The 24,324-nt window shown below is 70.4% G+C and carries 26 protein-coding genes; 13 read left to right on the plus strand and 13 right to left on the minus strand.

Annotated elements, in window-relative coordinates; genetic code table 11:
- Positions 1-139: 139 nt before the first annotated feature.
- The 12 genes from ACYUED_RS29020 to ACYUED_RS29075 form a co-directional block, all read right to left on the minus strand.
- A complete protein-coding gene (locus ACYUED_RS29020; protein WP_491286603.1) occupies positions 140-1,138 on the minus strand; it encodes an oligopeptide/dipeptide ABC transporter ATP-binding protein in 999 nt (332 codons plus the stop codon).
- Positions 1,135-1,281 carry a hypothetical protein gene (locus tag ACYUED_RS29025; RefSeq protein WP_491286605.1) on the minus strand — a complete coding sequence of 49 codons (147 nt, stop codon included), beginning with the start codon at positions 1,279-1,281 and terminating at the stop codon, positions 1,135-1,137. The genes ACYUED_RS29020 and ACYUED_RS29025 overlap by 4 nt, the downstream gene beginning before the upstream one ends.
- Positions 1,278-1,424 (minus strand): hypothetical protein, encoded by a 147-nt coding sequence (locus ACYUED_RS29030; protein ID WP_491286605.1) that lies wholly within the window; start codon positions 1,422-1,424, stop codon positions 1,278-1,280. Before ACYUED_RS29030 ends, ACYUED_RS29025 begins: the two co-directional genes overlap by 4 nt.
- Positions 1,421-1,567, minus strand: coding sequence for a hypothetical protein (locus ACYUED_RS29035; RefSeq protein WP_491286605.1), 147 nt, complete (start codon positions 1,565-1,567; stop codon positions 1,421-1,423). Before ACYUED_RS29035 ends, ACYUED_RS29030 begins: the two co-directional genes overlap by 4 nt.
- On the minus strand, positions 1,564-1,710 hold the full coding sequence (locus ACYUED_RS29040; RefSeq protein ID WP_491286605.1) for a hypothetical protein: 147 nt from the start codon (positions 1,708-1,710) through the stop codon (positions 1,564-1,566). The genes ACYUED_RS29035 and ACYUED_RS29040 overlap by 4 nt, the downstream gene beginning before the upstream one ends.
- Positions 1,707-1,853: a hypothetical protein gene (locus ACYUED_RS29045; RefSeq protein WP_491286605.1), complete on the minus strand. Its 147-nt coding sequence runs from the start codon at positions 1,851-1,853 to the stop codon at positions 1,707-1,709. Before ACYUED_RS29045 ends, ACYUED_RS29040 begins: the two co-directional genes overlap by 4 nt.
- The gene (locus ACYUED_RS29050; RefSeq protein ID WP_491286607.1) at positions 1,850-2,848 is read right to left on the minus strand and encodes an ABC transporter ATP-binding protein; all 999 of its coding nucleotides are present in this window, start codon (positions 2,846-2,848) and stop codon (positions 1,850-1,852) included. The genes ACYUED_RS29045 and ACYUED_RS29050 overlap by 4 nt, the downstream gene beginning before the upstream one ends.
- Positions 2,845-3,777, minus strand: coding sequence for an ABC transporter permease (locus ACYUED_RS29055; protein WP_491286609.1), 933 nt, complete (start codon positions 3,775-3,777; stop codon positions 2,845-2,847). Before ACYUED_RS29055 ends, ACYUED_RS29050 begins: the two co-directional genes overlap by 4 nt.
- Complete coding sequence (locus ACYUED_RS29060; protein WP_491286611.1) at positions 3,774-4,850, minus strand: ABC transporter permease; 1,077 nt, start codon at positions 4,848-4,850, stop codon at positions 3,774-3,776. The genes ACYUED_RS29055 and ACYUED_RS29060 overlap by 4 nt, the downstream gene beginning before the upstream one ends.
- 3 nt (positions 4,851-4,853) lie before the next feature.
- The gene (locus tag ACYUED_RS29065) at positions 4,854-6,725 is read right to left on the minus strand and encodes an ABC transporter substrate-binding protein (RefSeq protein WP_491286613.1); all 1,872 of its coding nucleotides are present in this window, start codon (positions 6,723-6,725) and stop codon (positions 4,854-4,856) included.
- 265 nt (positions 6,726-6,990) lie between these two features.
- The gene (locus tag ACYUED_RS29070) at positions 6,991-7,284 is read right to left on the minus strand and encodes a hypothetical protein (protein ID WP_491286615.1); all 294 of its coding nucleotides are present in this window, start codon (positions 7,282-7,284) and stop codon (positions 6,991-6,993) included.
- 233 nt (positions 7,285-7,517) lie between these two features.
- On the minus strand, positions 7,518-8,057 hold the full coding sequence (locus ACYUED_RS29075) for a hypothetical protein (protein WP_491286617.1): 540 nt from the start codon (positions 8,055-8,057) through the stop codon (positions 7,518-7,520).
- 615 nt (positions 8,058-8,672) lie between these two features.
- Between ACYUED_RS29075 and ACYUED_RS29080 the strand changes: the two genes are divergently transcribed.
- The 5 genes from ACYUED_RS29080 to ACYUED_RS29100 are packed head-to-tail and all read left to right on the plus strand — an operon-like array spanning position 8,673 to position 14,284.
- Positions 8,673-10,313, plus strand: coding sequence for a peptide ABC transporter substrate-binding protein (locus ACYUED_RS29080; RefSeq protein ID WP_491286619.1), 1,641 nt, complete (start codon positions 8,673-8,675; stop codon positions 10,311-10,313).
- Positions 10,314-10,319: 6 nt separating this feature from the next.
- A complete protein-coding gene (locus ACYUED_RS29085; protein WP_491286620.1) occupies positions 10,320-11,243 on the plus strand; it encodes an ABC transporter permease in 924 nt (307 codons plus the stop codon).
- The gene (locus tag ACYUED_RS29090) at positions 11,236-12,213 is read left to right on the plus strand and encodes an ABC transporter permease (RefSeq protein ID WP_491286622.1); all 978 of its coding nucleotides are present in this window, start codon (positions 11,236-11,238) and stop codon (positions 12,211-12,213) included. The genes ACYUED_RS29085 and ACYUED_RS29090 overlap by 8 nt, the downstream gene beginning before the upstream one ends.
- A gap of 9 nt (positions 12,214-12,222) precedes the next feature.
- A complete protein-coding gene (locus ACYUED_RS29095; protein WP_491286624.1) occupies positions 12,223-13,206 on the plus strand; it encodes an ABC transporter ATP-binding protein in 984 nt (327 codons plus the stop codon).
- Complete coding sequence (locus tag ACYUED_RS29100) at positions 13,199-14,284, plus strand: ABC transporter ATP-binding protein (RefSeq protein ID WP_491286626.1); 1,086 nt, start codon at positions 13,199-13,201, stop codon at positions 14,282-14,284. The genes ACYUED_RS29095 and ACYUED_RS29100 overlap by 8 nt, the downstream gene beginning before the upstream one ends.
- Positions 14,285-14,395: 111 nt before the next feature.
- On the opposite strand, the gene ACYUED_RS29105 is transcribed toward ACYUED_RS29100, so the two are convergent.
- A complete protein-coding gene (locus ACYUED_RS29105) occupies positions 14,396-16,567 on the minus strand; it encodes a S9 family peptidase (protein WP_491286630.1) in 2,172 nt (723 codons plus the stop codon).
- Positions 16,568-16,743: 176 nt separating this feature from the next.
- On the opposite strand from ACYUED_RS29105, the gene ACYUED_RS29110 reads away from it, so the two are divergent.
- The 8 genes from ACYUED_RS29110 (at position 16,744) to ACYUED_RS29145 (ending at position 24,313) form a co-directional block, all read left to right on the plus strand.
- Positions 16,744-16,938 carry a hypothetical protein gene (locus ACYUED_RS29110; RefSeq protein WP_491286633.1) on the plus strand — a complete coding sequence of 65 codons (195 nt, stop codon included), beginning with the start codon at positions 16,744-16,746 and terminating at the stop codon, positions 16,936-16,938.
- Positions 16,939-17,008: 70 nt separating this feature from the next.
- Positions 17,009-17,866, plus strand: a complete 858-nt coding sequence (gene mshB, locus ACYUED_RS29115; RefSeq protein ID WP_491286635.1) for an N-acetyl-1-D-myo-inositol-2-amino-2-deoxy-alpha-D-glucopyranoside deacetylase — start codon at positions 17,009-17,011, stop codon at positions 17,864-17,866.
- Entirely contained in the window at positions 17,863-18,273 is a 411-nt protein-coding gene (locus ACYUED_RS29120; protein ID WP_491286637.1) for a DUF6113 family protein, read from the plus strand. The genes mshB and ACYUED_RS29120 overlap by 4 nt, the downstream gene beginning before the upstream one ends.
- Positions 18,274-18,427: 154 nt before the next feature.
- A complete protein-coding gene (locus ACYUED_RS29125) occupies positions 18,428-20,689 on the plus strand; it encodes a hypothetical protein (RefSeq protein ID WP_491286639.1) in 2,262 nt (753 codons plus the stop codon).
- 144 nt (positions 20,690-20,833) lie between these two features.
- The gene (locus ACYUED_RS29130; protein ID WP_491286642.1) at positions 20,834-21,763 is read left to right on the plus strand and encodes an ABC transporter ATP-binding protein; all 930 of its coding nucleotides are present in this window, start codon (positions 20,834-20,836) and stop codon (positions 21,761-21,763) included.
- Positions 21,757-22,506, plus strand: a complete 750-nt coding sequence (locus ACYUED_RS29135; protein ID WP_491286644.1) for an ABC transporter permease — start codon at positions 21,757-21,759, stop codon at positions 22,504-22,506. Before ACYUED_RS29130 ends, ACYUED_RS29135 begins: the two co-directional genes overlap by 7 nt.
- Positions 22,507-22,511: 5 nt before the next feature.
- Positions 22,512-23,702 carry a sensor histidine kinase gene (locus tag ACYUED_RS29140; RefSeq protein WP_491294481.1) on the plus strand — a complete coding sequence of 397 codons (1,191 nt, stop codon included), beginning with the start codon at positions 22,512-22,514 and terminating at the stop codon, positions 23,700-23,702.
- A complete protein-coding gene (locus tag ACYUED_RS29145) occupies positions 23,699-24,313 on the plus strand; it encodes a response regulator (protein ID WP_491286646.1) in 615 nt (204 codons plus the stop codon). The genes ACYUED_RS29140 and ACYUED_RS29145 overlap by 4 nt, the downstream gene beginning before the upstream one ends.
- The last annotated feature ends 11 nt before the right edge of the window (positions 24,314-24,324 follow it).

Genomic DNA, 24,324 nt, shown 5'->3' on the forward strand with positions numbered 1-24,324 from the left:
GATGAGGCGCTGAGGGCTCGATGGCCTCGCGGTGCGTGCCGGGTGGTGTCAGGGCCTTGAGGCGGGTGGGTTCGTGCGGTGGGCGGCCTGTCTCGGGTTTCGGGGGGCTCTGGCGAGGCCGGGGCCGTGGGCGGCAGCGTCATGTCGCGACCCGAGCCCGGGCCCAGTGGCAGGCGACCTGGGCCTCGTCCCCGCCGTTCAGGACCTCCAGGTCCTCGGTGCGGCAGCGGTCCGCGACTCCCGCCTGTTCCGCCTCGCCCGACGACAGGATCTGGCAACGGGTGTGGAAGCGGCAGCCGGTGGGGACGCGGGACGGGTCCGGGGGCTCGCCCGTCAGGACCACCGGGGCGCCCGGGGCCTCCGGGAGGACCGACAACAGTGCCTGGGTGTACGGGTGGCGAGGAGCCGTCAGGACCTGCTCCACCTCGCCCGTCTCCACGATCCGGCCCAGGTACATCACCGCGACCCGGTCGGCGATGTTCCATGCCAGGCCAAGGTCATGGGTCACCACCAGCGCGGACAGGCCCAGCTCGGTGCGCAGGCGCAGCAGCAGGGCCAGGATCTCGCCACGCACGGAGGCGTCCAGCGAGGCCACCGGCTCGTCGGCGATGAGGAGTTCGGGTTCGAGGACCAGCGCGCCCGCGATGACGACGCGCTGGCGCTGGCCGCCGGACAGCTCGTGCGGATAGCGCAGGAAGAAGCGCTCCGGGGGGCGCAGGCCCGCACGCGACAGCGCCTCGGCGACCGCCGCCCGCTCGTCCCCCGCGTACCCGTGGATCCGCAGCCCCTCGGCCACCGCTTCGTACACGGTGTGCCGCGGATTCAGCGACCCGCTCGGATCCTGCAGCACCAACTGGACCCGCCTGCGGTACGCCTTCAGGGCCCGGGAGGAGTACTCCAGTGGCTTTCCGGCGAAGCCGACCCGTCCCGCCGTCGGCTCCACCAGGCCGAGCAGCGCCCGCGCCAGCGTCGTCTTGCCGCAGCCCGACTCGCCGACGAGCGCCACGATTTCGCCGGCCCGGATGTCCAACTCGACGCCGCCCACGGCCCGTACGGGCGCGGCGCCGTGCCGCCCGGGGAAGGTCACGTGCAGTCCCTGGGCGCTGAGGAGTGGTGATTGCGGGGGTGTTGTCGTCATGTCGTGCTCCTCGCGTCCTCGGCCGCCGTGGCGGGCCTGGGGGCCGTGGGGGCCATGTGCACGCTGGCCGCCTGTCGTCCGGGGGAGGTCATGTGCAGTCCCTGGGCGCTGAGGAGTGGTGATTGCGGGGGTGTTGTCGTCATGTCGTGCTCCTCGCGTCCTCGGCCGCCGTGGCGGGCCTGGGGGCCGTGGGGGCCATGTGCACGCTGGCCGCCTGTCGTCCGGGGGAGGTCATGTGCAGTCCCTGGGCGCTGAGGAGTGGTGATTGCGGGGGTGTTGTCGTCATGTCGTGCTCCTCGCGTCCTCGGCCGCCGTGGCGGGCCTGGGGGCCGTGGGGGCCATGTGCACGCTGGCCGCCTGTCGTCCGGGGGAGGTCATGTGCAGTCCCTGGGCGCTGAGGAGTGGTGATTGCGGGGGTGTTGTCGTCATGTCGTGCTCCTCGCGTCCTCGGCCGCCGTGGCGGGCCTGGGGGCCGTGGGGGCCATGTGCACGCTGGCCGCCTGTCGTCCGGGGGAGGTCATGTGCAGTCCCTGGGCGCTGAGGAGTGGTGATTGCGGGGGTGTTGTCGTCATGTCGTGCTCCTCGCGTCCTCGGCCGCCGTGGCGGGCCTGGGGGCCGTGGGGGCCATGTGCACGCTGGCCGCCTGTCGTCCGGGGGAGGTCATGTGCAGTCCCTGGGCGCTGAGGAGTGGTGATTGCGGGGGTGTTGTCGTCATGTCGTGCTCCTCGCGTCCTCGGCCGCCACGGCGGGCCCCGGGACCGTCGGCCCCACGTGCACGCAGGCCGCCTGACGTCCGGGGCCGGCGTCCCGCAGTGCCTGGTCCTCGGTGGCGCACGCCGCCAGCGCCTCCGGGCAGCGCGGATGGAAGGCGCAGCCGGACGGCACGGCGGACGGGTCGGGCGGGTCGCCGGCCAGGCCGCGCGGGGCGAACCGGGAGGCCGGGTCGCCGATTCTCGGGAACGCCGCCGACAGGGCCCTGGCGTACGGGTGCCGGGCGTCCTCGTAGACCTGCCGGGCGGGGCCCTCCTCGACGATCCGGCCCGCGTACATCACCGCGAGCCGGTCGCAGGTGTCGGCCAGCACCGCCAGATCGTGGCTGATCATGATCAGGCCGACGTCCTGCTCGGCGACGAGCTGTTCGATCAGCCGCAGGATCTGCGCCTGGATCATCACGTCCAGTGCCGTCGTCGGCTCGTCGGCGATGATCAGCCGCGGGTCGCAGGCGAGCGCCATGGCGATCATGACGCGCTGGCGCTGTCCACCGGAGAGTTCGTGCGGGTACGCGGAGGCCCGGGACACCGGCAGGCCCACCTGCTCCAGCAGCTCACCGGTCCGCTTCTTCGCCGCCGCCGCGGTCGCTCTGCGGTGCAGCAGGATCGGCTCGGCGATCTGGTCGCCGATCCGGTGCACCGGGTTGAGCGAGTGCATCGCCCCCTGGAAGACGATCGAGGCGCCCGCCCAGCGCACCGCCCGCACCTGCCCCCAGCGCATCGTCAGGACGTCCTCGCCGTCCAGCAGGATCTCCCCGGACACACGGGCCTGGGCCGGCAGCAGCCTGAGCAGGGAGAGAGCCAGCGTGGACTTGCCGCAGCCCGACTCGCCCGCGACACCGAGCTTGCGGCCCGCGTCGAGGGACAGGTCCACGCCCCGTACGGCCGCCACCCCGCCCGGGTAGGTCACCTCCAGGTTCCGGACCTCCAGCAGCGTCAACGGGCCACCCCCAGCCTGGGGTTGAGAACGGACTCCACCGCGCGCCCGCACAGCGTGAACGCCAGCGCGACCACCGCGATCGCGATGCCCGGCGGCACCAGGTACCACCAGTCGCCCGAACTGACCGCGCCCGCCTCGCGCGCGTCCTGCAGCAGGCCGCCCCACGAGATGACCGTCGGATCACCGAGGCCCAGGAAGGCCAGCGTCGCCTCGGCGAGCACGGAGGAGGAGATCATCAGGGTCGTCTGGGCGAGGACCAGCGGCATCACGTTGGGCAGCACGTGCCGGGTCATCACATGCCAGTGGCCGCCGCCGAGCGCCTTGGCCCGCTCGATGTACGGCCGGGACTCGACCGCGAGTGTCTGCGCGCGGACCAGCCGGGCCGTCGTCGGCCAGGAGGTGACGCCGATCGCGAGGATCACCGTGCCGAGGGAGCGGGACATCACGGTGGCCAGCGCGATGGCGAGCACCAGCGCCGGCATCACCAGGAACCAGTCCGTGACCCGCATCAGCACGGTCGCGTACGCCCCCCGGAAGTGCCCGGCCGTGATCCCGACGAGCGTGCCGATCACCACCGACAGCACGGCCGCGAGCAGCCCGACCAGCAGCGAGACGCGTGAGCCCCACACCACCAGGCCCAGCAGGTTCCGTCCGAACCGGTCGGTGCCCAGCGGGAATTCACCGCTCGGGGACTCCAGCGGGCTGCCCGGCGCGTGGGTCACCCCGGCCACGTCCGAGCCCACCGTCAACGGCGCCGTCAGCGCGAGCAGCGCGAACAGGGCGAGCGCGGCCAGCCCGACCAGCCCGACGCGATGGGTGCGGTACTCCCGCCAGAACCGCAGGACGGAGCGGCGGCGGCGCTGCCAGGCCAGCGCCCGCGGTCCGGCGGGCCGGGTCCCCGGTACCGGGGGAGGGGCTTCGGTCGTCATCGGCCCACCCTGGGGTCGAGCAGCGGATAGAGCAGGTCGGCCAGTGTGTTCATGACGATCACCGCCGAGGCGAAGAAGAGGAACAGCCCCTGCACCAGGGGCAGGTCGGGCACGCTCAGCGCCTGGTAGAACAGTCCGCCGAGGCCGGGCCAGGAGAAGACGGTCTCGACCAGGATGACGCCGGCGACGGTCCGGCCCAGGTTGACGAAGACCAGGGTGACCGTGGGCAGCAGCGCGTTCGGTACGGCGTGCCGGCGCCGGACCAGGTCGTCCCTGAGGCCCTTGGCGCGGGCGGTGGTCAGGTAGTCGCTGCCCATCTCGTCGAGCAGCGCCGAGCGGGTGACCAGCAGCGTCTGCCCGTACTCGACCGCGACCAGTGTGATCACCGGCAGTACGAGGTGGTGGGCGACGTCGAGGACGTAGGCGAAGCCCTCCTTGCCGCCCGACTCCATGCCGCCGGTCGGGAACAGCCCGGGGACGGGGCCGAGGCCCACGCCGAACACGATGATGATCAGCAGGCCCAGCCAGAACGACGGGACGGAGTACAGGGTCAGCGCCAGACCGGTGTTGAGCCGGTCGCCGAGCCGGCCGTGCCGCCATGCCGAGCGGGTGCCGAGGAACATGCCGAGCGCGGTGTAGAGCACGAAGGCCGTGCCGGTCAGCAGCAGCGTGTTCGGCAGCGCCTCGGTGATCTTGTCGATGACGGGGGTGCGGAACTGGTACGACGTGCCCAGGTCACCGGTGAGCGCCTTGCCGCAGTAGTCCGTGAACTGCCGCCACACGGGCAGGTCGAGTCCGAACTCCCTGCGGTAGGCGGCCAGTTGCTCCGCCGAGATGGGGCGGCCGCCGGTCATCGTCTTGACCGGGTCACCGGGGATCAGCCGGAACAGGAAGAACCCGGTGACCAGCACGGCGAGCAGCGAGACGGCGGCACCGCCCGCCTTGCCCGCCCCGTACCGCAGATACGCGGTGGCGGTGCGGGCCCGTGGTCCGCGGACCGCCGGACCGGCCGGGACCGGTACGGCGGCCTTGTCGACCGCGGCGGACGCTGCGTCAGGGGCTGTCGGCTGCATCGGCTACTCGCGGTCGTCGGCGGTGGCGCTGCGGCGCCTGGCGAAGAGGAATCCGGCGCCGGCGAGGACCACGACACCCGCGGCGATCCCCACGACGACCCCGGTCGAGCTGCCGCCGGAAGAGCTGCCGGAGCCGGCCGGGACCGCCGACCACCAGCTCCAGTAGCCGTCCTGGCCGTAGATGTTGCCGGCGGCCCTGGGCATCGTCTCGATCGACTTGATCTGGTCGGTGCGGTAGGCCTCGACGGCGTTCGGATACGCCATGACGTTCATGTACCCCAGGTCGTACAGCCGCGACTCCATCTGCTGGACGATGTCGGCCCGTTTGGCCGAGTCGTACTCGGCGAGCTGCCTGGCGTACAGCTCGTCGTACGTCCTGTCGCAGATGAAGTTGTCGGTGGCGCCCGTGTCCTTCGGGGTCGCGGGCAGGGCCGCGCAGGTGTGGATGGACAGCACGTAGTCCGGGTCCGGGTTGACGGACCAGCCGTCGAAGGCGAGGTCGTACTTGCCGGCGAGCCAGGGGTCGGTGACGTTGTCCAGGCAGTCGAGCGTCATGCCGATGCCCAGCCCCGCCCACCACTCCTTGAGGTACTGGCCCACGGCCTTGTCGTTGGGGTCGGTGGCGTGGCACAGCACGCGGTAGTCGAGCGGCTTGCCGTCCTTGCCGACCCGCTTGCCGCCGGCGTTCTTCTTGTAGCCGGCCTGGTCGAGGAGCCGGCCGGCCTTCACGGGGTCGTAGGAGAGCGTCTGGCTCGCCGACGGCTTCCAGAAGTACGTCGAGAAGCGCGGCGGGATGTAGCCCTGGCCCTCGACCGCGTGCCCCTGGAACACCTTGTCGATGAGGGTCTTGCGGTCCACGGCCATGAACAGGGCCTTGCGCACGCGCTCGTCCAGCAGGGACGGGTCGCCGTCACCGAACTTCCGGCCGTTCTTCGACCGGGCGCCCGGGTTGGTGGCGAGGGCGTAGAAGCGGCGGCCGGGGGCGTCGTTGACCTTGATGTCCTTCTGGCCCTTGAGGGAGGCGGCCTGAGCCGGCGTCAGGGCCGGCTGGCCCGCCACGAAGGAGACCTCGCCCTTGCGCAGGGCGGCCACGGCCGCGTCCTGGTCCTTGTAGTACTTGAAGACCAGCTCGTCGAACTTGGGCGCCCCGCGCCAGAAACTCTTGTTGGCCTTCAGGCGGACGTAGCTGTCCGCCTTGTAGTCGGTGAGGACGAACGGCCCGTCGCCGACGATGGGGAAGGACTTGTCGTTGTTGAACTTCGACAGGTCCGAGACGTTCTTCCACACGTGCTCGGGCACGATCGGCACGTCCAGGGCGGTCATCGTCGCCTGCGGCTTCTTCAGCTCGACGACCAGCTTGGTGGGGCTGGGGGCCGTCACCTTGCGGAAGTTGCCGACGAAGCTGCCGTTCGCGGTGGCGGCTGCCTGGTCGGTCATCATCTTGTTGAAGGTCCAGGCCGCGTCCTGGGCGGTCACCTTCTGTCCGTCCGACCACTTCGCGTCGGAGCGGATGGTGTACGTCCAGGTGAGCTTGTCGGCGGACGGCGCCCACTTGGTGGCGAGGCCGGGGACCGGATGGGCGTCACCGGGGTCGTAGTCGGTGAGGTACTCGTACGTCAGCCGCAGGACGCTCGTGCTGACCAGACGCACCGCCAGGAACGGGCTCAGCGAGTCGACGCTCTGCGCGACCGCCACGGTGAGGACCTTCTTGCCGCCTGCGGCCTCCGCTCGCTGGGGCGCCGGGTTGAGCGGAGTCGCGAGGCCTGCCGAGAGCGTCAGAGCGACGGCGCCGGCGGTCGCGACGAGCCGGAGCATGCGGGGTCGAGGGATTCTCGGGTGTGAACGCCTGGTGCCGTACTGGTCTTGTGTGCTCATGAATCGTGACCTCGCGTCATCGCTCGCACAGGGACGGCTTGTTCGTACTTCGGAACCGGGTTTTGCCTGGTGACGCCAGCTGGATGATGAGTGTGTCTATCAGCGGCGGTCTCCGTGCGTCAACGGCGCGGGAAGCCTGCGTGGCCTGCGGAAACGGCGAGTTGATGTTCGAGTCCGCAACTATTGGTCCAGACCGGTGAAGGGGTCCTGGTGGAGCGCTGGCGGCGGTTGGCGGCCGGGTCTGTCACCGTGACGCTCCCGCCGGTCAGCGGATGAGCCGCCCGCGCAGCACGATGCGGCGGGGATACCGCGGCACGGCCGGTTCGCGGCGCGGGTCGGCGTCGTAGACGGTGATGTCGGCGAGAGCGGACTCGGCGAGAGCGGTCAGGCCCAGAAAGGCGCGGGCCGTCCAGCTCGCCGCACCGACGGCGGTCTCGGCGGGCAGTCCCGCGGCGATCAGGTGCCCGACCTCCGTGCCCACGTTGCCGAAGGGCGGGGAGTCCGTGCCGGCGAGGACGGTGACTCCGGCGTCATGGGCCTCGCGGACCCGGCGGATCATGGTCGCGTGGCCGGCGTGCCAGAGGCGGCCGCGGGAGGTGTCCCGGGTGCGGTGCGGGGCACTGCGCGCGAAGGCGGTGAGGGTGGGTACGCAGGCGGTGCCGTGTCAACCGTCGGGGAGCACGGTCCCGCGCAGGTGAAAGGCCATGAGGCCGGAGTCTCGCCGCGGGAGGGGCCGACAGCAGGACGGCCCGCCGGGAAACCGGCGGGCCGTGCTGCGGAGCCTGCTTGTGCCTACTTGTACTCGAGTCCCCAGACGTTGCTGTTCTTCTTCACCGGCGCCGTGAACTGCTTGCGCCACTTGGTCGTGCTGTGGAACTTGCAGTGGCCGTCGTAGTAGTACGTGTACTTGCGGGCCTTGAACTTCTTGGCCTCGTGGAACAGCCGCATGCGGACCTGGGTCTTGCCCGCCTTGTCCTTGGCGTGCAGCGCGTAGTTCCAGCTGTCGGAGTGCGACCACGACTTGCCCACGGTCACACTGAACGACGTGCTGGCCTTCGCGAAGATCACCCCGGCCTCGGCCTCGACACCCGCGGTGCCACTGGCGCTCCAGGTTCCCGTCTTGCTCTGGTTGTAGCTGACGGTGGGGTCGGTGTTGTCGAAGACCCACGTGCTGGCGAGGTTGGTCCCCGGGTACACCGTGTGCTTGTCGTAGATCTCGTAGCCGGTACCCGGGCTCGGCGCGCACCCGGCGGAGGCGGGCGCGGCGGCGACTCCCACCATGCCGCCGGCGACGACGGCGGACGCGATGGCAGAGCTTACGATTTTCCTCACGGAAGTGAATTCCCTTCGGTCGGGCAATTCCCGACGGGCGAATCGGTTCTGGTTCGTGGAGGTATTCGCGCGAAGGCGCGCCAATGCATGGCGGCACGTGCGACCGTGATGGAAAGCAGCACTCATCAGAACCCCCGTTCTGCTGGTCAACTGGCCTTCTGTCGACGGCTGTCGAGCGGTCGATCAAGACGCAGCGACTGAAGATTGGCTGTGTTGCGTCGAGATGGCAACCGCCATTCCGTGCCGCAATACGATCTTCCTTGAATTTACGCTCGGGCGCCCTGACGGCAAAGCGGCCACAAGGGAGAAAAGGGGCGACCATTCATCACATTGGTATGGATTGGATGCGATTTATGGGCCACATAATGTGATGTGGGCCACGCGGGGTCGGAATGCTCAGATTTCCATCAAGTGCGGAACCTCCGCGCACGTTCCGGCGTCCTCTTTCCACTGTGTTCGCGCCGCCTCCGTGACGGCTGGGGGCTGCCCTCGCCCGGATGGTGCCACCCTCCTTCGGGCGATCCGTCCCGCAGATGGGTGCACCGAATGTGCACCATGTCTCCTTTCCTCGGATATTGACCGGTAACGGATTGGCATGTCCCGAGGAGGCACTCCATGCGTGGAGCCACGCACGCCAAATGGGCCGCATGTGCGGCGGCGGTCGCGCTCGCCGCGACGGGCTGCGGCGGCGACAGCGGCAGCGGCAGCGGGAGCAGCGGTGGTGACAGCAGCGCTGTGCTCAGCTCCTCCTGGGGGGACCCGCAGAACCCGCTGGAGCCGGCGAACACCAACGAGGTGCAGGGCGGCAAGGTCCTCGACATGATCTTCCGGGGGCTGAAGAGGTACGACCCCAAGACCGGCGCCGCCAAGGACATGCTCGCCGAGAAGATCGACACCACGGACTCGCAGAACTTCACCGTCACCGTCAAGGCGGGCTGGAAGTTCAGCAACGGCGAGGCCGTCACCGCCAAGTCCTTCGTGGACGCCTGGAACTACGGCGCCAGCCTCAAGAACAACCAGAAGAACGCGTACTTCTTCGGCTACATCGAGGGCTACGACAAGGTCCACCCGGAAACCGGCGCGCAGACCGCCGACACGCTCACCGGCCTGAAGGTCACCGGCGACAGGACCTTCACCGTCAAGCTGACGCAGAAGTTCTCGACGTTCCCGGACACCCTCGGCTACCCGGCGTTCGCGCCCCTGCCCCAGGCCTTCTACACCGACCACGCCGGGTGGATCAAGAAGCCGGTCGGCAACGGCCCCTACACCGTGCAGTCGTACACCAAGGGCTCGAAGATGTCCCTGCGGAAGTGGGACGCGTACCCCGGCACCGACAAGGCGCAGAACGGCGGCGTGGACCTCAAGGTCTACACCGACAACAACACCGCCTACACCGACCTGATGGCCGGCAACCTCGACCTGGTCGACGACGTCCCGGCCGCCCAGCTCAAGAACGTCAAGAGCGACCTGGGCGACCGCTATCTGAACACCCCCGCCGGCATCATCCAGACGCTCGCCTTTCCCTTCTACGACAAGGACTGGAACACGAGCGGCGCGGTGAAGGTCCGCAAGGGCCTGTCCATGGCGATCAACCGCGAGCAGATCACCGACACGATCTTCCAGAAGACCCGGACCCCGGCGACCGACTGGACCTCCCCGGTCCTCGGCACGAAGGGCGGCTTCCAGGACGGCCTGTGCGGGAGCGGCTGCGAGTACAACCCCAGCGAGGCCAAGAAGCTGGTCCAGGAGGGCGGCGGGCTCCCCGGCGGCCAGGTCAAGATCACGTACAACGCGGACACCGGCTCGCACAAGGAGTGGGTGGACGCCGTCTGCAACTCCATCAACAACGCGCTCGGCAACGACAAGGCCTGTGTCGGCAACCCGATCGGCACCTTCGCCGACTTCCGCACCCAGATCACCCAGAAGAAGATGTCGGGTCCGTTCCGGGCCGGCTGGCAGATGGACTACCCGCTCATCCAGAACTTCCTCCAGCCGCTGTACTACACCAACGCCTCCTCCAACGACGGCCACTGGTCGAACAAGGACTTCGACAAGCTCGTCGACCAGGCCAACACGGAGACCGACACCACCAAGGCGATCGGCATCTTCCAGAACGCCGAGAAGGTCGTCCGCGACAACATGGCCGCGATCCCGCTCTGGTACCAGAACGGCAGTGCCGGCTGGTCCGAGCGCCTCTCGAGCGTCGCGCTCAACCCGTTCAGCGTCCCCGTCTACAACGAGATCAAGGTCGGCTGACCGGGCATGGGACGGTACGTGGTCCGGCGTCTGCTCCAGATGATCCCGGTGTTCATCGGGGCCACGCTGCTGATCTTCCTGATGGTGAACGTGATGGGCGATCCCATCGCGGGCCTGTGCGGCGAGCGGCAGTGCGACGCGGCCACCGCCGCCCAGCTGAAGAAGGAGTTCGGGCTCGACAAGCCCGTCTGGCAGCAATACCTGACCTACATGGGGAACGTCTTCACCGGCGACTTCGGTACGGCGTTCAACGGCCAGAAGGTCACCGAGCTGATGGCGACGGCGTTCCCGATCACCATCCGCCTCACCGTCGTCGCGATCCTCATCGAGATCGTCATCGGCGTCACGCTGGGCGTCATCACGGGGCTGCGGCGCGGGAGCGCCGTCGACACCTCCGCCCTCGTTCTCACCCTCGTCGTCATCTCCGTCCCCACCTTCGTCACCGGTCTGCTGCTCCAACTCCTCCTCGGCGTCGAGTGGGGGTGGATCAAACCGTCGGTCTCCACGGACGCCACCTTCGGCGAGCTGATCGTGCCGGGCCTGGTCCTCGCGTCCGTCTCGCTCGCCTACGTGACCCGGCTGACCCGCACCTCCATCGCGGAGAACCGGCGCTCCGACTACGTCCGCACCGCCGTCGCCAAGGGCCTGCCCCGGCAGCGGGTCATCATCCGCCACCTGCTGCGCAACTCGCTCATCCCCGTCGTCACCTTCATCGGCACGGACATCGGCGCGCTGATGGGCGGTGCGATCGTCACCGAGCGGATCTTCAACATCCACGGCGTCGGCTACCAGCTCTACCAGGGCATCCTCCGGCAGAACACCCAGACCGTCGTCGGCTTCGTGACCGTCCTCGTCCTCGTCTTCCTGGTGGCCAACCTGCTCGTCGACCTCCTCTACGCCGTACTCGACCCGAGGATCCGCTATGCCTGAGCAGTACGAGTCCGAGGGCGCCATCTCCTCCGCGGGCATGGGCGGCGCGATGGACCTCGCGGTGACCGAGGCGGAGACCCTGGAGAGGACTCCCGGCGGCCCGGATGGCACGAGCCCGGCGGAGAAACCCCGCTCCCTCTGGTCCGACGCCTGGCGCGACCTGCGCCGCAACCCCGTCTTCATCAGCTCGGCGCTGGTGATCCTCTTTCTGGTCGTCATCTCCATCTGGCCGTCGCTGATCGCCTCGGGCAACCCCCTCAAGTGCGACCTCGCCAAGGCACAGGAGGGCTCACAGCCCGGACACCCCTTCGGCTACGACGGTCAGGGCTGCGACGTCTACACGCGCACCGTGTACGGGACCCGCATCTCCATCAGCGTCGGTGTCCTGGCCACGCTCGGCGTCGCGCTCCTCGGCTCGATCCTGGGCGGGCTCGCCGGGTACTTCAGCGGGGGCTGGGACTCGCTGATGTCCCGGATCACCGACATCTTCTTCGCGATCCCGGTCGTACTCGGCGGTCTCGTCCTTCTCTCCGTGGTGACCAGCAACACGATCTGGCCGGTCATCGGGTTCATGGTGCTGCTCGGCTGGACGCAGGTCTACCGCATCGCGCGCGGCTCGGTCATCACCGCCAAGCAGAACGACTACGTTCAGGCGGCCCGCGCCCTCGGCGCTTCCGACTCCCGCATCCTGCTCCGCCACATCGCACCCAACGCGGTCGCCCCGGTGATCGTCGTCGCGACCATCGCGCTCGGCACGTACATCGCGCTGGAGGCGACCCTGTCGTACCTCGGTGTCGGCCTCAAACCGCCGACGGTCAGCTGGGGCATCGACATCTCCGCGGCCTCCGCCTACATCCGCAACGCCCCCCACATGCTCCTGTGGCCGGCCGGAGCCCTGGCGATCACCGTGCTCGCCTTCATCATGATGGGCGACGCGGTCCGCGACGCCCTCGATCCGAAGCTGAGGTGAGTCGTCGCCATGTTGCTCGAAGTGCGGGACCTGCATGTGGAGTTCCGGACCCGGGACGGGGTCGCCAAGGCCGTCAACGGGGTCAACTACAGCGTGGACGCGGGGGAGACCCTTGCCGTGCTCGGGGAGTCCGGGTCGGGGAAGTCCGTCACCGCGCAGGCGGTCATGGGCATCCTCGACATCCCGCCCGGGAAGATCACCGGCGGTGAGATCCTCTTCCAGGGCAGGGACCTGCTGAAGCTCAAGGAGGACGAGCGGCGCAAGGTCCGTGGCGCTGAAATGGCGATGATCTTCCAGGACGCGCTGTCCTCCCTCAACCCCGTGCTCTCCGTGGGCGACCAGCTCGGCGAGATGTTCGTCGTACACCGGGGCATGTCGAAGAAGGACGCGCGGGCCAAGGCCGTCGAGCTGATGGAGCGGGTGCGGATCCCGGCGGCCAGGGAGCGGGTCAGGGACTACCCGCACCAGTTCTCCGGCGGTATGCGCCAGCGCATCATGATCGCGATGGCCCTCGCCCTGGAGCCGGCCCTCATCATCGCCGACGAACCCACCACCGCCCTCGACGTCACCGTGCAGGCCCAGGTGATGGACCTGCTCGCCGAGTTGCAGCGCGAGTACCACATGGGGCTCATCCTCATCACCCACGACCTGGGCGTGGTGGCCGACGTCGCCGACAGGATCGCCGTCATGTACGCGGGCCGGATCGTCGAGTCGGCCCCGGTGCACGACATCTACAAGCTGCCCGCGCACCCGTACACCAAGGGCCTGCTGGAGTCGATCCCGCGGCTCGACCAGCAGGGCCGGGAGCTCTACGCCATCAAGGGCCTGCCGCCCAACCTCATGCACATCCCACCGGGCTGCGCCTTCAACCCCCGCTGCCCGATGGCCCAGGACGTGTGCCGTACTGACGTACCGCCCCTGCACGAGGTGGACGGTCCGGACTCGGCCCGGCACAGCGCCTGCCACTTCTGGAGGGAGTGCCTGAATGGCTGAGTCGATTCTGCAGGTCAGCGGACTCGTCAAGCACTACCCGCTCACCCGGGGGATCCTCTTCAGGAAACAGGTCGGCGCGGTGAAGGCCGTCGACGGCGTGGACTTCGAACTCGGCCGCGGAGAAACCCTCGGCATCGTCGGCGAGTCCGGCTGCGGCAAGTCGACGGTCGCCAAGATGCTGGTCAACCTGGAGAAGCCGACGGCCGGGAACATCCGCTACAAGGGCGAGGACATCGCCAGGCTCTCCGGCAAGGCCCTGCGGTCCGTGCGGCGCAACATCCAGATGGTCTTCCAGGACCCGTACACCTCCCTCAACCCCCGGATGACCGTGGGCGACATCATCGGGGAGCCGTACGAGATCCACCCCGAGGTGGCGCCCAAGGGGGACCGGCGCCAGAAGGTGCAGGACCTGCTGGACGTCGTCGGGCTCAACCCCGAGTACATCAACCGCTATCCGCACCAGTTCTCCGGCGGCCAGCGCCAGCGCATCGGCATCGCAAGGGGGTTGGCACTGCGCCCCGAGATCATCGTCGCCGACGAGCCGGTCTCCGCGCTGGACGTCTCCGTCCAGGCCCAGGTGATCAACCTTCTCGACCGGCTGCAGAGCGAGTTCGAGCTGTCGTACGTCTTCATCGCGCACGACCTGTCGATCGTCCGGCACATCTCGGACCGGGTCGGGGTGATGTACCTCGGGCGGATCGTGGAGACCGGCAGGGACGAGGAGATCTACGACCATCCGACGCACCCCTACACCCAGGCGCTGCTGTCGGCCGTTCCCCTGCCCGATCCGGAGGCACGTGAGCACAGGGAGCGGATCATCCTCGCCGGTGACGTGCCCTCGCCGACGAACGTCCCCTCCGGGTGCCGCTTCCGCACCCGTTGCTGGAAGGCGCAGGAGCGGTGCGCGCTGGAAGTGCCCGCGCTCGCGGTGCCCGCCGAGTTCCGGCTCGCGAGCGGGCCGGCCGCCCACGACTCCGCCTGCCACTTCGCCGAGGAGAAGGTCGTCGTGCCCCCGGAGGAGCCGAAAGGGCCGGGGAGGCCAAAGGGTCCGGAGGGGCAGAGCAACGGGCCGGGGTGACATGGCGACACCCCGGCCCGTTTACGGCACCCGCACGGCCGTACGCTGTTCAGCCTCGCGCGTCCGTATATCGGTATCACTTCCTCGAAGTTGCCTGCGTGTTAACGCGGTTCATGCAGATTTGCGCGGCTGTGCGAGCGAACGCCGCAGGAAATCCAGCTGGAGCCGCAGCAGATTCTCGGCGACCGACTCCTGCGGGGTCATGTGGGTGACGCCGGACAGGGGCAGCACCTCGTGCGGGCGGCCGGCGGCGAGCAGGGCCGAGGACAGGCGCAGGGAGTGGGCGACCACCACGTTGTCGTCGGCGAAGCCGTGGATGACCATCATCGGGCGGTGCTGCTCGGCCGGACCGACCAGGCCCGCGTCGTCGATCAGCGAGTTGCGCCGGTAGACCTCCGGCTGTTCGCCCGGGTGGCCGAGGTAGCGCTCCTGGTAGTGGGTGTCGTACAGGCGCAGGTCGGTGACCGGGGCGCCCACCACGGCCGCGTGGAAGACGTCCGGGCGGCGCAGCACCGCGAGCGCCGCCAGATAGCCGCCGAAGGACCAGCCGCGGATCGCGACCCGGCTCAGGTCCAGCGGGAAGTCGGCGGCGAGCGCCTGGAGCGCGTCCACCTGGTCCTGAAGGACGACCGCCGCGAGGTCGTCGCGGACCGCCTTCTCCCAGGCCGGGGAGCGGCCCGGGGTGCCGCGCCCGTCCGCGACCACCACCGCGAACCCCTGGTCGGCGAACCACTGCGAGGTCAGATGTGGATTGTGGGCGGCGACCACCCGCTGTCCGTGCGGACCGCCGTAGGGATCCATCAGGACGGGGAGCGGGGTCGCACCGTCGTGATCACGGGGGAGCAGGACGGCGCACGGGATGCGCCGTGCGCCCCCCTCGGTGAGGATCACGCGCGGGGACATACCGGGATCTTCGGCGTACGAGGTGATGATCACCGCGCTTCCCGGGCCTCCGGCCGGCGGGGCCCCGGCCTCCCTTCGGCCGCCGTCGCGAAGGACCTGTACGCGGGCGCCCGGCCGGTCGAGCGAGGCGGACACCAGTACGGTCACGCTTCCCGCCCGCACCGCCGAGTGCACGCCGGGCTCCTGCGAGATGCGCTCCAGGCCCAGTTCGTTGACGCGATAGACGTGCACCTCGCCGGTCTCGGGGGCGGCCGCCTCCGCGCCGGCCGACGCGGAGATCAGCACGTCGTCCGAAGTGACGTCCAGCACCGCGCGGACGTGCAACTGCGGTCCCGTCAGCGGGCGTTCACCGACCGCGAGAACCCGTGCGCCCCCTTCGTCGGCGATGCGCACGAGCTGCCCGGACGGACTCCAGCAGGGCACTCCGGGGAAAAGATCAAGCCAAACTCGATCTTCATCCGCGTGTACGAGCCGGGTCCCACCCGTCTCCGGGGACACCGCCAGGAACAACTGACTGCGCTGGTCGCGCGCCTGTACGAGCAGCAGCGGCGCACCCGCGTCCGACCAGTGCACATGGGCCAGGTACGGATAGCGCGCCCGGTCCCAGACGACCTCTGTGCGCACCCCGTCCAGGCCGATCACGAACAGCCGCACCTCCGCGTTGTCGGTGCCCGCAGCCGGGTAGGCCACCTGCTGTGGATCACGCTCCGGCCGGGCCGGGTCGGAGATCCACCAGCGCGCCACCGGTGTGTCGTCCACGCGTGCCACCAGCAGCCGGTCCGACTCCGGCGACCACCAGAAGCCGCGCGAACGGCCCATCTCCTCGGCCGCGATGAACTCGGCCAGTCCATAGGTGACGTTCGCCGACTCCGGCTCGGCGAGCGCCCGTTCGTCCTTGCCCTCGGCGCCGACGACCCGCAGCGCACGGTGCGCGACGTAGGCGACATGCCTGCCGTCGGGGGAGGGGCGCGGGTCGATCACCGGCCCGGCGGCGGGGAGTTCACGGGCCGTGCCGGCCCGCAGCTCGGCCGCGAAAAGCCGCCCCGACAACGCGAAGGACGCCAACTCCACGGCCGCGTCGGTGGCGTAGCCGACGATGCCGGCGCCGCCCTCGCGGCTGCGTTCGCGGCGCGCCCGTTCCTCGGGCGGGAGGTCCTCCGAGGCGCCACCCAGCAGGGCGCGCGGGTCGGCCGCCACGCGCTCCCCGCCCTGCGCCGCGTCGAGGACCCACAGGGAACTCGCCATGTCCGTACCGGAGGTGGAGCGCAGGAAGACCACACGGGCGCCGTCGGGTGCGACGGTGAAAGCGCGCGGCGCGCCCAGTGTGAAGCGCTGGGTGCGGGCGTGCCGGCGGGGGAAGGAATCGGACCTCGTCGTCATGGACCGACCATATTGGCCATGCGCCCCCTTGTGCGGCCGTGCGCCGAGCGATGCGCGCGTTCGGATAGTTATGATCACTACCGCATAGTGGGTATGAACCTGCTGGTTATCGCATGGATTTATCTGCCCCCTCAGTCCGACCCCCGCGCCCTTGGGACCTTTGGAGGTGAACCGCCGTGGCACTCTCGATTTCGGCGGTGGTGCTGCTGGCGATCGTCGTCTTCCTGTTGGTCAAGAAGTCAGGCTTGAAGGCGGGGCATGCGATCGTCTGCATGCTGCTCGGCTTCTATCTGGCCTCCTCGACCATCGCTCCCACGATCAGCGAGCTGACGACGAACATCGCGGGGATGATCGGCAGCATCAAGTTCTGACGCCCGGGCCGAAGGTTCCGACCCCCCGGGCTGCGTGGTGCTGTCGGTACCGCCTCGTAGGGTGGGGTCCATGACGGAACTGCCTGCCCGGCGTCTGCTACTGGTGCACGCGCACCCGGACGACGAGTCGATCAACAACGGCGCGACCATGGCCGCGTATGCGGCCGGGGGTGCTCGCGTGACCCTGGTCACCTGCACCCTCGGCGAGCGCGGCGAGGTCATCCCGCCGGAGCTCCGGCACCTCACCGGCACCGCCCTCGGCGAGTACCGGCTGCGCGAGCTCACGGCCGCCATGCGTGAGCTCGGCGTCGAGGACTTCCGTCTGCTCGGCGGCCCGGGCCGCTACCGGGACTCCGGGATGATGGGCCTCGCCGACAACGACGACCCGGCCTGCTTCTGGCAGGCGGACGTCGACGAGGCGGCCCGGCATCTCGTCGAGGTGATCCTGGAGGTACGCCCCCAGGTCCTCGTCACCTACGACGACAACGGCGGGTACGGCCACCCCGACCACATCCAGGCCCACCGCGTCGCCATGCGCGCCGCCGAGCTGGCGGCCGAGGCGGGCCGGCCGATCCCCAAGATCTACTGGAACCGGGTGCCCCGGTCCGTCGCCGAGGGTGCCTTTGCCCGGCTTGCGGAGGAACTGACCGCTCTGCCGTTCTCCAAGGCCGCCGTCATCGAGGACGTACCGGGTGTCGTGCCGGACGAGCGGATCACCGCCGAGATCGACGGCACCGCGCACGCCGCCGCCAAGGCCGCCGCGATGCGGGCGCACGCCACCCAGATCGAGGTGGCGGAGCCGTACTTCGCGCTCTCGAACCAGCAGGCGCAGCCCCTGTTCGCCACCGAGTACTACGAGCTGGTGCGCGGGCCGGACGGGGCGGCCCGGGAGACCGATCTGTTCGCCGGGACCGGGGAGGCGTCATGACCGAGCGGGGCTCCCTGCTCGCCCAGCCGCTGCAGCGGCCCTCCGTCGGGCGGACGTTGCTGTACGTGGGTCTCTTCGTGCTCGGCCTGGTCGTCGGCGCGGCCGGTGCGCTGGTGCAGGCCGGCTGGTTCCCGGGCGGGCTGCTGCTCGCGCTCGCGGGCGAGGCGGGCCTGTGCCTCGGCGGCGGACGGGCCACCGGCGGCCGGGGCGGGTCCATCGCGCCCGCCGCCGGCTGGATGATCGCCGTCATCCTGCTCACCGCGAGCAGACCCGAGGGCGACTTCCTCTTCGGCGCAGGAGGCGGCTCCTATCTCTTCCTGCTCGGAGGGATGGCCGTGGCTGTGATCTGCGCCACCCTTGGACAGGGGCGGCAACCAGGTGGCCGTGACGTCCGACTTGGGAAGTGACGTACTACTTCGCCATTAAGTCTGCGTGCGAGTCCCGTGTGGGTTTCCCAGGCGGTCATGGGATACGCGCCAGAGGTGGCCAGTATGGTGGTGCGCGCCGCCGAGCCGCCCGTGAGGTTGTGTCGGGCGGCGGAGCCAACCGGGAGAACCTGCCTTGAGTCGTGAAACTGACACTCCGTCCTCCGGGCCCAACGGGCGCGGCGGAGCCGCATACCCGTCGGGCACGCCGCCGTACGGGACACCCACGGCTTCCGACGCCGGTACGGATGCGGGCCGTTCGGCCGCGCAGCCGGAGGACCGCAAGACCGAGACCACACTGACGACCCGGATCCGGATCAACATCCCCGGGTCGCGACCCATTCCGCCGGTCGTCGTGCGTACGCCCGTCGCGGACACCGAGGGCTCCGACGAGACCCCGCAGACCGAGACTCCTGCGCCGGGCGTGACCCAGGCCATGAGCACGGTCGAGTCCCCGGCCGAGCCCGCCCCCGCCGCGGAGGAGAAGACCAGCAACTGGTTCGCGCCCCGCAAGTCGGGGCCGGGCCCGGGCGGTCAGGGCGGCGGCGCCACCAACGGGGCCGGTCTGCCGGGCGGTTCGGGTGCGCAGGGCGCGCCCGCCGCGGGCGCCGGGACTCCTGGTGCGGGAGCCGCTCCCGGCGGCGCACGGCCGGGCGCCGGTCGTCCCGGCGGCGTGGTCGGCTCCATGAGCGTGCCGGGCGGCTCCCGCCCCGGTGGTGCGAACGGCGGCGCCCCCCGCCCCGGCGGGACGAACGGCGCCGGGCTGCCCGGTGCGACCGGCGGGCCGGTGGCTCCCGGGCACGGCGGCGGCACCGGTTCCTTCGACGTCACCGAGGCGCTGGCCGCGGGACCGCTCGGAAACGGCTCGCGTCCCGGCGGCGAACCGCGCCGCGACGACCTGCCGTACTTCTCGGAAGGGGAGCACGGCGCCCCGAACGGGCCAGGCGGCCAGAGCGGCTACGGCGGCCCGGGCGGCGCGAGCGGCTTCAACGGTCCGGGCGGCTACGGCGGCCCTGGTGGCGCCCAGGGCCCCGCGGGCCCGACCGGCGGACCGGTCATGGGCGACAGCCCCCTGACCGCACCCCACGGCGGCACACCCCTCGGTGGCGCGCCTGCCGGACCCGGCGCGCCTTCCGGACTCGGCGCACCCGCCGGTCCCGGCGGCATGGGCGGCCCGCACGGCGCCGGTCTCGGCCCCGGTGGCGGCCTCAGCGACGACACCGCGATCCTCACCCCGCAGAAGCCGGCCCCCGGGCCGGGCACGCCGGGTTACCCGGCCCCCGACAACGTCTCCGGGCACACCGTCACCAGCAGCATGCCGGTCATGCCCACCGACTCCAACTCGCCCTTCGGGCCCGGTGCCCACACCGACGGCCCGCTGCCGCACACCCCCCCGAAGCTGCCCGAGCCGGTCGCACAGAACGTTCCGGCGTCCCCCGCACCCAAGAAAAAGAAGAAGGGCCGCAACAAGCTGGTGCTGGCCGGCACCGGCGTGTTCGTCCTCGGCGGTGTAGCGTACGGCGCCGGGCTGCTGATGAACCACTCCGACGTACCCAAGGGCACCACCGTGCTCGGCGTCGACGTCGGCGGCGGCACCCGCGACGACGCCGTCAGGAAGCTCGACGAGGCCTTCGGCGACCGGGTGAACAAGCCGCTGAAGCTGTCGGTCGGCGGTGACACCGTCACCCTCAAGCCGGATCAGGCGGGGCTCCAGTTCGACGAGCAGGCCACGGTCGCAGCGGCCGCGCAGAGCGACTACAACCCGGTCTCCGTCATCGGCTCCCTCTTCGGCAACCACCGTGTCGTCGACCCGGTGATGCCCGTCGACGAGGAGAAGCTGACCGCGGCCCTGAAGTCCTCGGCCGGCGGCTCCGGATCGATGACCGAGGGCACGATCGAGTTCAAGTCCGGCAAGGCCGTCGCCGTCTACGGCAAGGCGGGCAAGGGCATCGACGTCGCCAAGTCGACCGAGGCGGTCAAGGAGGCGTACCGGAACCAGGTGGAGACCGACGCGACCTCCCCGGTGACGGTCGCGACGACGACCCAGCAGCCGTCGGTGACCAATGCCGAGGTCGACCGCGAGATGAAGGCGTTCGCCGAGCCGGCGATGTCGGGCCTTGCCACCGTCAAGACGGACACGGGTGTCTCGCTGCCGCTGAGCCCGCAGAACTCCCTGTGGAAGTTCCTCAGGGTCGAGGCCGTCAACGGCAAGCTCGTCGACAAGCCGGACCTCACCGCGCTCAAGCAGCTCTACGGCCGCCAGTTCAACGGCGTCCTGATCACCCGGGGCACCGGCAAGAAGACGGCCGTCACCCCCCAGGACGTCTATGTCGCCCTGCGCCAGGCACTCCTGAGCAAGACCAACAGGGTCGGCGTCATCGAGTCGAACCCCAGCTAGCGGCACAGCGCACGAGAGGGCACCCGGCACCCGCCGGGTGCCCTCTCGTCGTATGGCCACCGCCCCCGGCATGACATCTGTCATCCGGCAGTCAGGACCGTCGGCACTGCCGCGGCCGGGGCCCCCGCGGCCACGATGGTGCACATGACGACGACAGCGACGACGACCGCCACCCCGGTGGTCGGGTTCGAGCAGGTGAGCAAGACCTACGGGAGCGTGCGGGCCGTGGACGGGCTGACGCTCGCCCTGCACCCGGGGGAGACCGTGGCCCTGCTGGGGCCCAACGGGGCCGGCAAGTCGACCACCCTGGACCTGCTGCTGGGCCTGAAGCAGGCCGACAGCGGCACGGTCAGTGTCTTCGGCACCAGCCCGCGTGAGGCCATCGTGGCCGGCCGGGTGGGCGCGATGCTGCAGAGCGGCGGGCTGATGGACGAGGTGACGGTCGCCGAACTGGTGAAGCTCGCCTGCGACCTGCACCCCAAGCCGTACAAGGCCGGTGACGTCCTCGCCCGCGCCGGTGTCGCGCAGATCGCCGACCGCAAGGTCAACAAGCTCTCCGGAGGCCAGGCCCAGCGCGTCCGCTTCGCCCTCGCCACCGCCGGCGACAGCGACCTGATCGTCCTCGACGAGCCCACCACCGGCATGGACGTCTCCGCCCGCCAGGCCTTCTGGGCCACCATGCGCGAGCAGGCGGACCAGGGCCGGACCGTCCTGTTCGCCACGCACTACCTGGAGGAGGCGGACGCGATCGCCGACCGGGTGCTGGTGCTGCACCGGGGCCGGCTGCTGGCCGACGGGACGGCGGCCGAGATCAAGGCGAAGGCGGGAGCGAGGCGGGTCGCCTTCGACCTGGAGGGCACCATCGACGAGGCCTCTCTGCGCGCTCTTCCCTTCCTCACCTCCCTCGCCGTCAGCGGCCAGACCGTCCGCATCCAGTCCGCCGACGCCGACGCGACCGTGCACGCCCTGTACGGCCTCGGCGTCTACCCCCGCAACCTCGAAGTCGCCGGGCTCGGCCTGGAGCAGGCCTTCGTCGCCATCACCGCCGCCGAGGAGGCCAAGCAGTCATGCTGAACACATTTGCTTCGCGGGGCCTGATCAAGCTGGAACTGGCGCGCGCCCTGCGCAACCGGAAGTTCCTGTTCTTCTCGGTGATCTACCCGTCGGTCATCTTCCTGCTGGCCTCCAGCCAGAGGGGCACCGTCGACGGCACCGGCCTGAGCGTCGCGTCGTACGTCATGGTGTCCATGGCCTCCTTCGGCGCCCTGACCGCGGTCCTCATGGGCAACAGCGAGCGCATCGCCAAGGAGCGGGAGAGCGGCTGGGTACGGCAGCTGCGGCTGACCACGCTGCCGGGGCGGGGCTACGTCCTCGCGAAGACCGCCAGCGCCGCCGTCGTCAGCCTGCCGTCCATCGTGGTCGTCTTCGTGGTCGCCGCCGCCGTGAAGGACGTACGCCTGGACGCCTGGCAGTGGCTCGCCCTCACCGGCGCGATCTGGGCCGGCAGCCTGGTCTTCGCCGCGCTCGGCGTCGCCATCGGCTACCTCGCCTCCGGGGACGCGGTGCGCCCGATCACGATGATCATCTACTTCGGTCTGTCGATCCTCGGCGGCCTGTGGTTCCCGTCCACCAGCTTCCCGTCCTGGCTGCAGGACATCGCCGAGTGGCTGCCCACGCACGCGTACGCTGCCCTGGGGCGCGCCATCGAACAGAGCCAGGCCCCGCACGCCCAGGACATCGCCATCCTCGTCGCCTTCTTCCTGCTCTTCGCGGGTGGCGCGGCCTGGCTGTACCGGAAGGACACGCTGAAGGCGTGAGCACGATGACGGACGACGGGCTGCCCGAGGACTGCCGGGACGACCACGCGGTCCGGATCGGCCAGCCGCCCCGCGACCGGGGCGACGCGATGCGCAAGCTGGTCTGGATCCTGCCCTGGCTGATCTTCCTCGGGGCGCCGATGCAGGACCTGGCGTCCGGCCACCACACCCCCGCCGCGACCGCGGCGGGCTGGGTGGCCCTGGCGACCTTCACCGGCGTCTATCTGACGCTGGTCTTCCGGAACATGGGCCGCCCGTTCTCGGGCCCGGCCGTCGGCGCCTTCGTCGTCCTGCTCGCCGCGCTCGCCATTGTCCTGGGCCTCACCCTCGGTTACCCATGGATCGGTCTCTTCGTCTACGTCTCCGTCGCCTGCGGCGCCACTCTCCCGATGCCGGTGACGTACTGGGCGATCGGGCTGAACGCCCTGGCGATGCTCCTGGTGGGCCTGTACAACAGCAAGTTCGACTGGAGCCTGCTGCTGGTGGTGGTGCTCCTCGGCTTCGCGATGACGGGCGTGAAGCAACTGGTGCGCACCACCGTCGAGTTGCGCAAGGCTCGCGCCACGGTCGCCCAACTGGCCGCCAACGAGGAGCGGTTGCGCCTGGCCCGCGACCTCCATGACCTGCTCGGTCACTCCCTCTCGCTGATCACGCTGAAGAGCGAGCTGGCGGGCCGCATGCTCCCCGGCGACCCCGACAAGGCGGCCCAGCAGGTCGCCGACATCGAACAGGTCAGCCGCCAGGCGCTGGTGGACGTCCGCGAGGCGGTCACCGGTTACCGGCGCCCCCGGCTGTCCGCGGAGCTCGCGGGCACGCAGGTCGCCCTGACGACGGCCGGCATCACCGCCGACGTGCCCGCCGAACCCGACCTCGCGGGCGTCCCGGAGGGGAGCGAGTCGGCCCTGGCCTGGGCGCTGCGCGAGGCGATCACCAACGTCGTGCGCCACAGCGGTGCCGGACGGTGCACGGTGGAGGTGCTCAGGCGGCAGACCCTGGACGGGCAGATGCTCGAACTCTCCGTCGAGGACAACGGATCCGGCGGCTCGGGCAAGGGGCCGGGCAACGGCCTGACAGGCCTGACCGAGCGTCTGGAGAAGGCGGGCGGAAACCTGGAGGCGGGGCGCACGAAGCACGGGTTCCGGCTGGTCGCCCGCGTCCCCGCGGGCTCGCCGCCGGCCGTAGGATCCGGTGCATGAGCCCTACGATCAAGGTTCTGCTCGCCGAGGACCAGTCGATGGTCCGCGAGGCGCTGGCCGCCCTCCTCGGTCTTGAGGACGACATCGAGGTCGTCGCCCAAGTGGCGCGCGGCGACGAGGTGCTGGCGGCCGCCCGCGAGTACGACGTGGATGTGGCCCTCCTCGACATCGAGATGCCGGGCTGCACCGGTATCGAGGCGGCGGCCCTGGTCCACAGGGAACTCCCGGCGGTGAAGCTGGTCGTCCTCACCACCTTCGGCCGCCCCGGCTACCTCCGCAGCGCCATGGAAGCGGGCGCCGACGCCTTCCTGGTCAAGGACGCCCCGGCCGCCCAACTGGCGGAGGCCGTACGCAAGGTGCTGGCGGGAGAGCGGGTCATCGACCCCACTCTCGCCGCCGCGGCCCTGGCAGGGGGCGCGAACCCCCTGACCGGGCGCGAAAGGGAGATCCTGCGCGCGGCGGCCGACGGTTCCACCAACGCGGAACTGGCCGCGGCGCTGCATCTGTCGCAGGGCACGGTCCGCAACTACCTCTCGACGGCGATCCAGAAACTGGCGGTACGCAACAGGGCCGAGGCGGTGCGCATCGCGAGAGAAAAGGGCTGGCTCTGAAGCGCCGACGC

This window comes from Streptomyces sp. DF42, from assembly GCF_058267695.1.

Excerpts from the sequence above, each read along its gene's own strand:
- ACYUED_RS29090 (WP_491286622.1), top strand. The coding sequence starts at position 11,236 with ATGCCTGAGCAGTACGAGTCCGAGGGCGCCATCTCCTCCGCGGGCATG.
- ACYUED_RS29105 (WP_491286630.1), bottom strand. The coding sequence starts at position 16,567 with ATGACGACGAGGTCCGATTCCTTCCCCCGCCGGCACGCCCGCACCCAG.
- ACYUED_RS29035 (WP_491286605.1), bottom strand. The coding sequence starts at position 1,567 with ATGACGACAACACCCCCGCAATCACCACTCCTCAGCGCCCAGGGACTG.
- ACYUED_RS29085 (WP_491286620.1), top strand. The coding sequence starts at position 10,320 with ATGGGACGGTACGTGGTCCGGCGTCTGCTCCAGATGATCCCGGTGTTC.
- mshB (WP_491286635.1), top strand. The coding sequence starts at position 17,009 with ATGACGGAACTGCCTGCCCGGCGTCTGCTACTGGTGCACGCGCACCCG.
- ACYUED_RS29130 (WP_491286642.1), top strand. The coding sequence starts at position 20,834 with ATGACGACGACAGCGACGACGACCGCCACCCCGGTGGTCGGGTTCGAG.
- ACYUED_RS29060 (WP_491286611.1), bottom strand. The coding sequence starts at position 4,850 with ATGCAGCCGACAGCCCCTGACGCAGCGTCCGCCGCGGTCGACAAGGCC.
- ACYUED_RS29070 (WP_491286615.1), bottom strand. The coding sequence starts at position 7,284 with ATGATCCGCCGGGTCCGCGAGGCCCATGACGCCGGAGTCACCGTCCTC.
- ACYUED_RS29020 (WP_491286603.1), bottom strand. The coding sequence starts at position 1,138 with ATGACGACAACACCCCCGCAATCACCACTCCTCAGCGCCCAGGGACTG.
- ACYUED_RS29055 (WP_491286609.1), bottom strand. The coding sequence starts at position 3,777 with ATGACGACCGAAGCCCCTCCCCCGGTACCGGGGACCCGGCCCGCCGGA.
- ACYUED_RS29045 (WP_491286605.1), bottom strand. The coding sequence starts at position 1,853 with ATGACGACAACACCCCCGCAATCACCACTCCTCAGCGCCCAGGGACTG.
- ACYUED_RS29120 (WP_491286637.1), top strand. The coding sequence starts at position 17,863 with ATGACCGAGCGGGGCTCCCTGCTCGCCCAGCCGCTGCAGCGGCCCTCC.
- ACYUED_RS29095 (WP_491286624.1), top strand. The coding sequence starts at position 12,223 with ATGTTGCTCGAAGTGCGGGACCTGCATGTGGAGTTCCGGACCCGGGAC.
- ACYUED_RS29065 (WP_491286613.1), bottom strand. The coding sequence starts at position 6,725 with ATGAGCACACAAGACCAGTACGGCACCAGGCGTTCACACCCGAGAATC.
- ACYUED_RS29135 (WP_491286644.1), top strand. The coding sequence starts at position 21,757 with ATGCTGAACACATTTGCTTCGCGGGGCCTGATCAAGCTGGAACTGGCG.
- ACYUED_RS29030 (WP_491286605.1), bottom strand. The coding sequence starts at position 1,424 with ATGACGACAACACCCCCGCAATCACCACTCCTCAGCGCCCAGGGACTG.
- ACYUED_RS29040 (WP_491286605.1), bottom strand. The coding sequence starts at position 1,710 with ATGACGACAACACCCCCGCAATCACCACTCCTCAGCGCCCAGGGACTG.
- ACYUED_RS29100 (WP_491286626.1), top strand. The coding sequence starts at position 13,199 with ATGGCTGAGTCGATTCTGCAGGTCAGCGGACTCGTCAAGCACTACCCG.
- ACYUED_RS29080 (WP_491286619.1), top strand. The coding sequence starts at position 8,673 with ATGCGTGGAGCCACGCACGCCAAATGGGCCGCATGTGCGGCGGCGGTC.
- ACYUED_RS29140 (WP_491294481.1), top strand. The coding sequence starts at position 22,512 with ATGACGGACGACGGGCTGCCCGAGGACTGCCGGGACGACCACGCGGTC.
- ACYUED_RS29145 (WP_491286646.1), top strand. The coding sequence starts at position 23,699 with ATGAGCCCTACGATCAAGGTTCTGCTCGCCGAGGACCAGTCGATGGTC.
- ACYUED_RS29025 (WP_491286605.1), bottom strand. The coding sequence starts at position 1,281 with ATGACGACAACACCCCCGCAATCACCACTCCTCAGCGCCCAGGGACTG.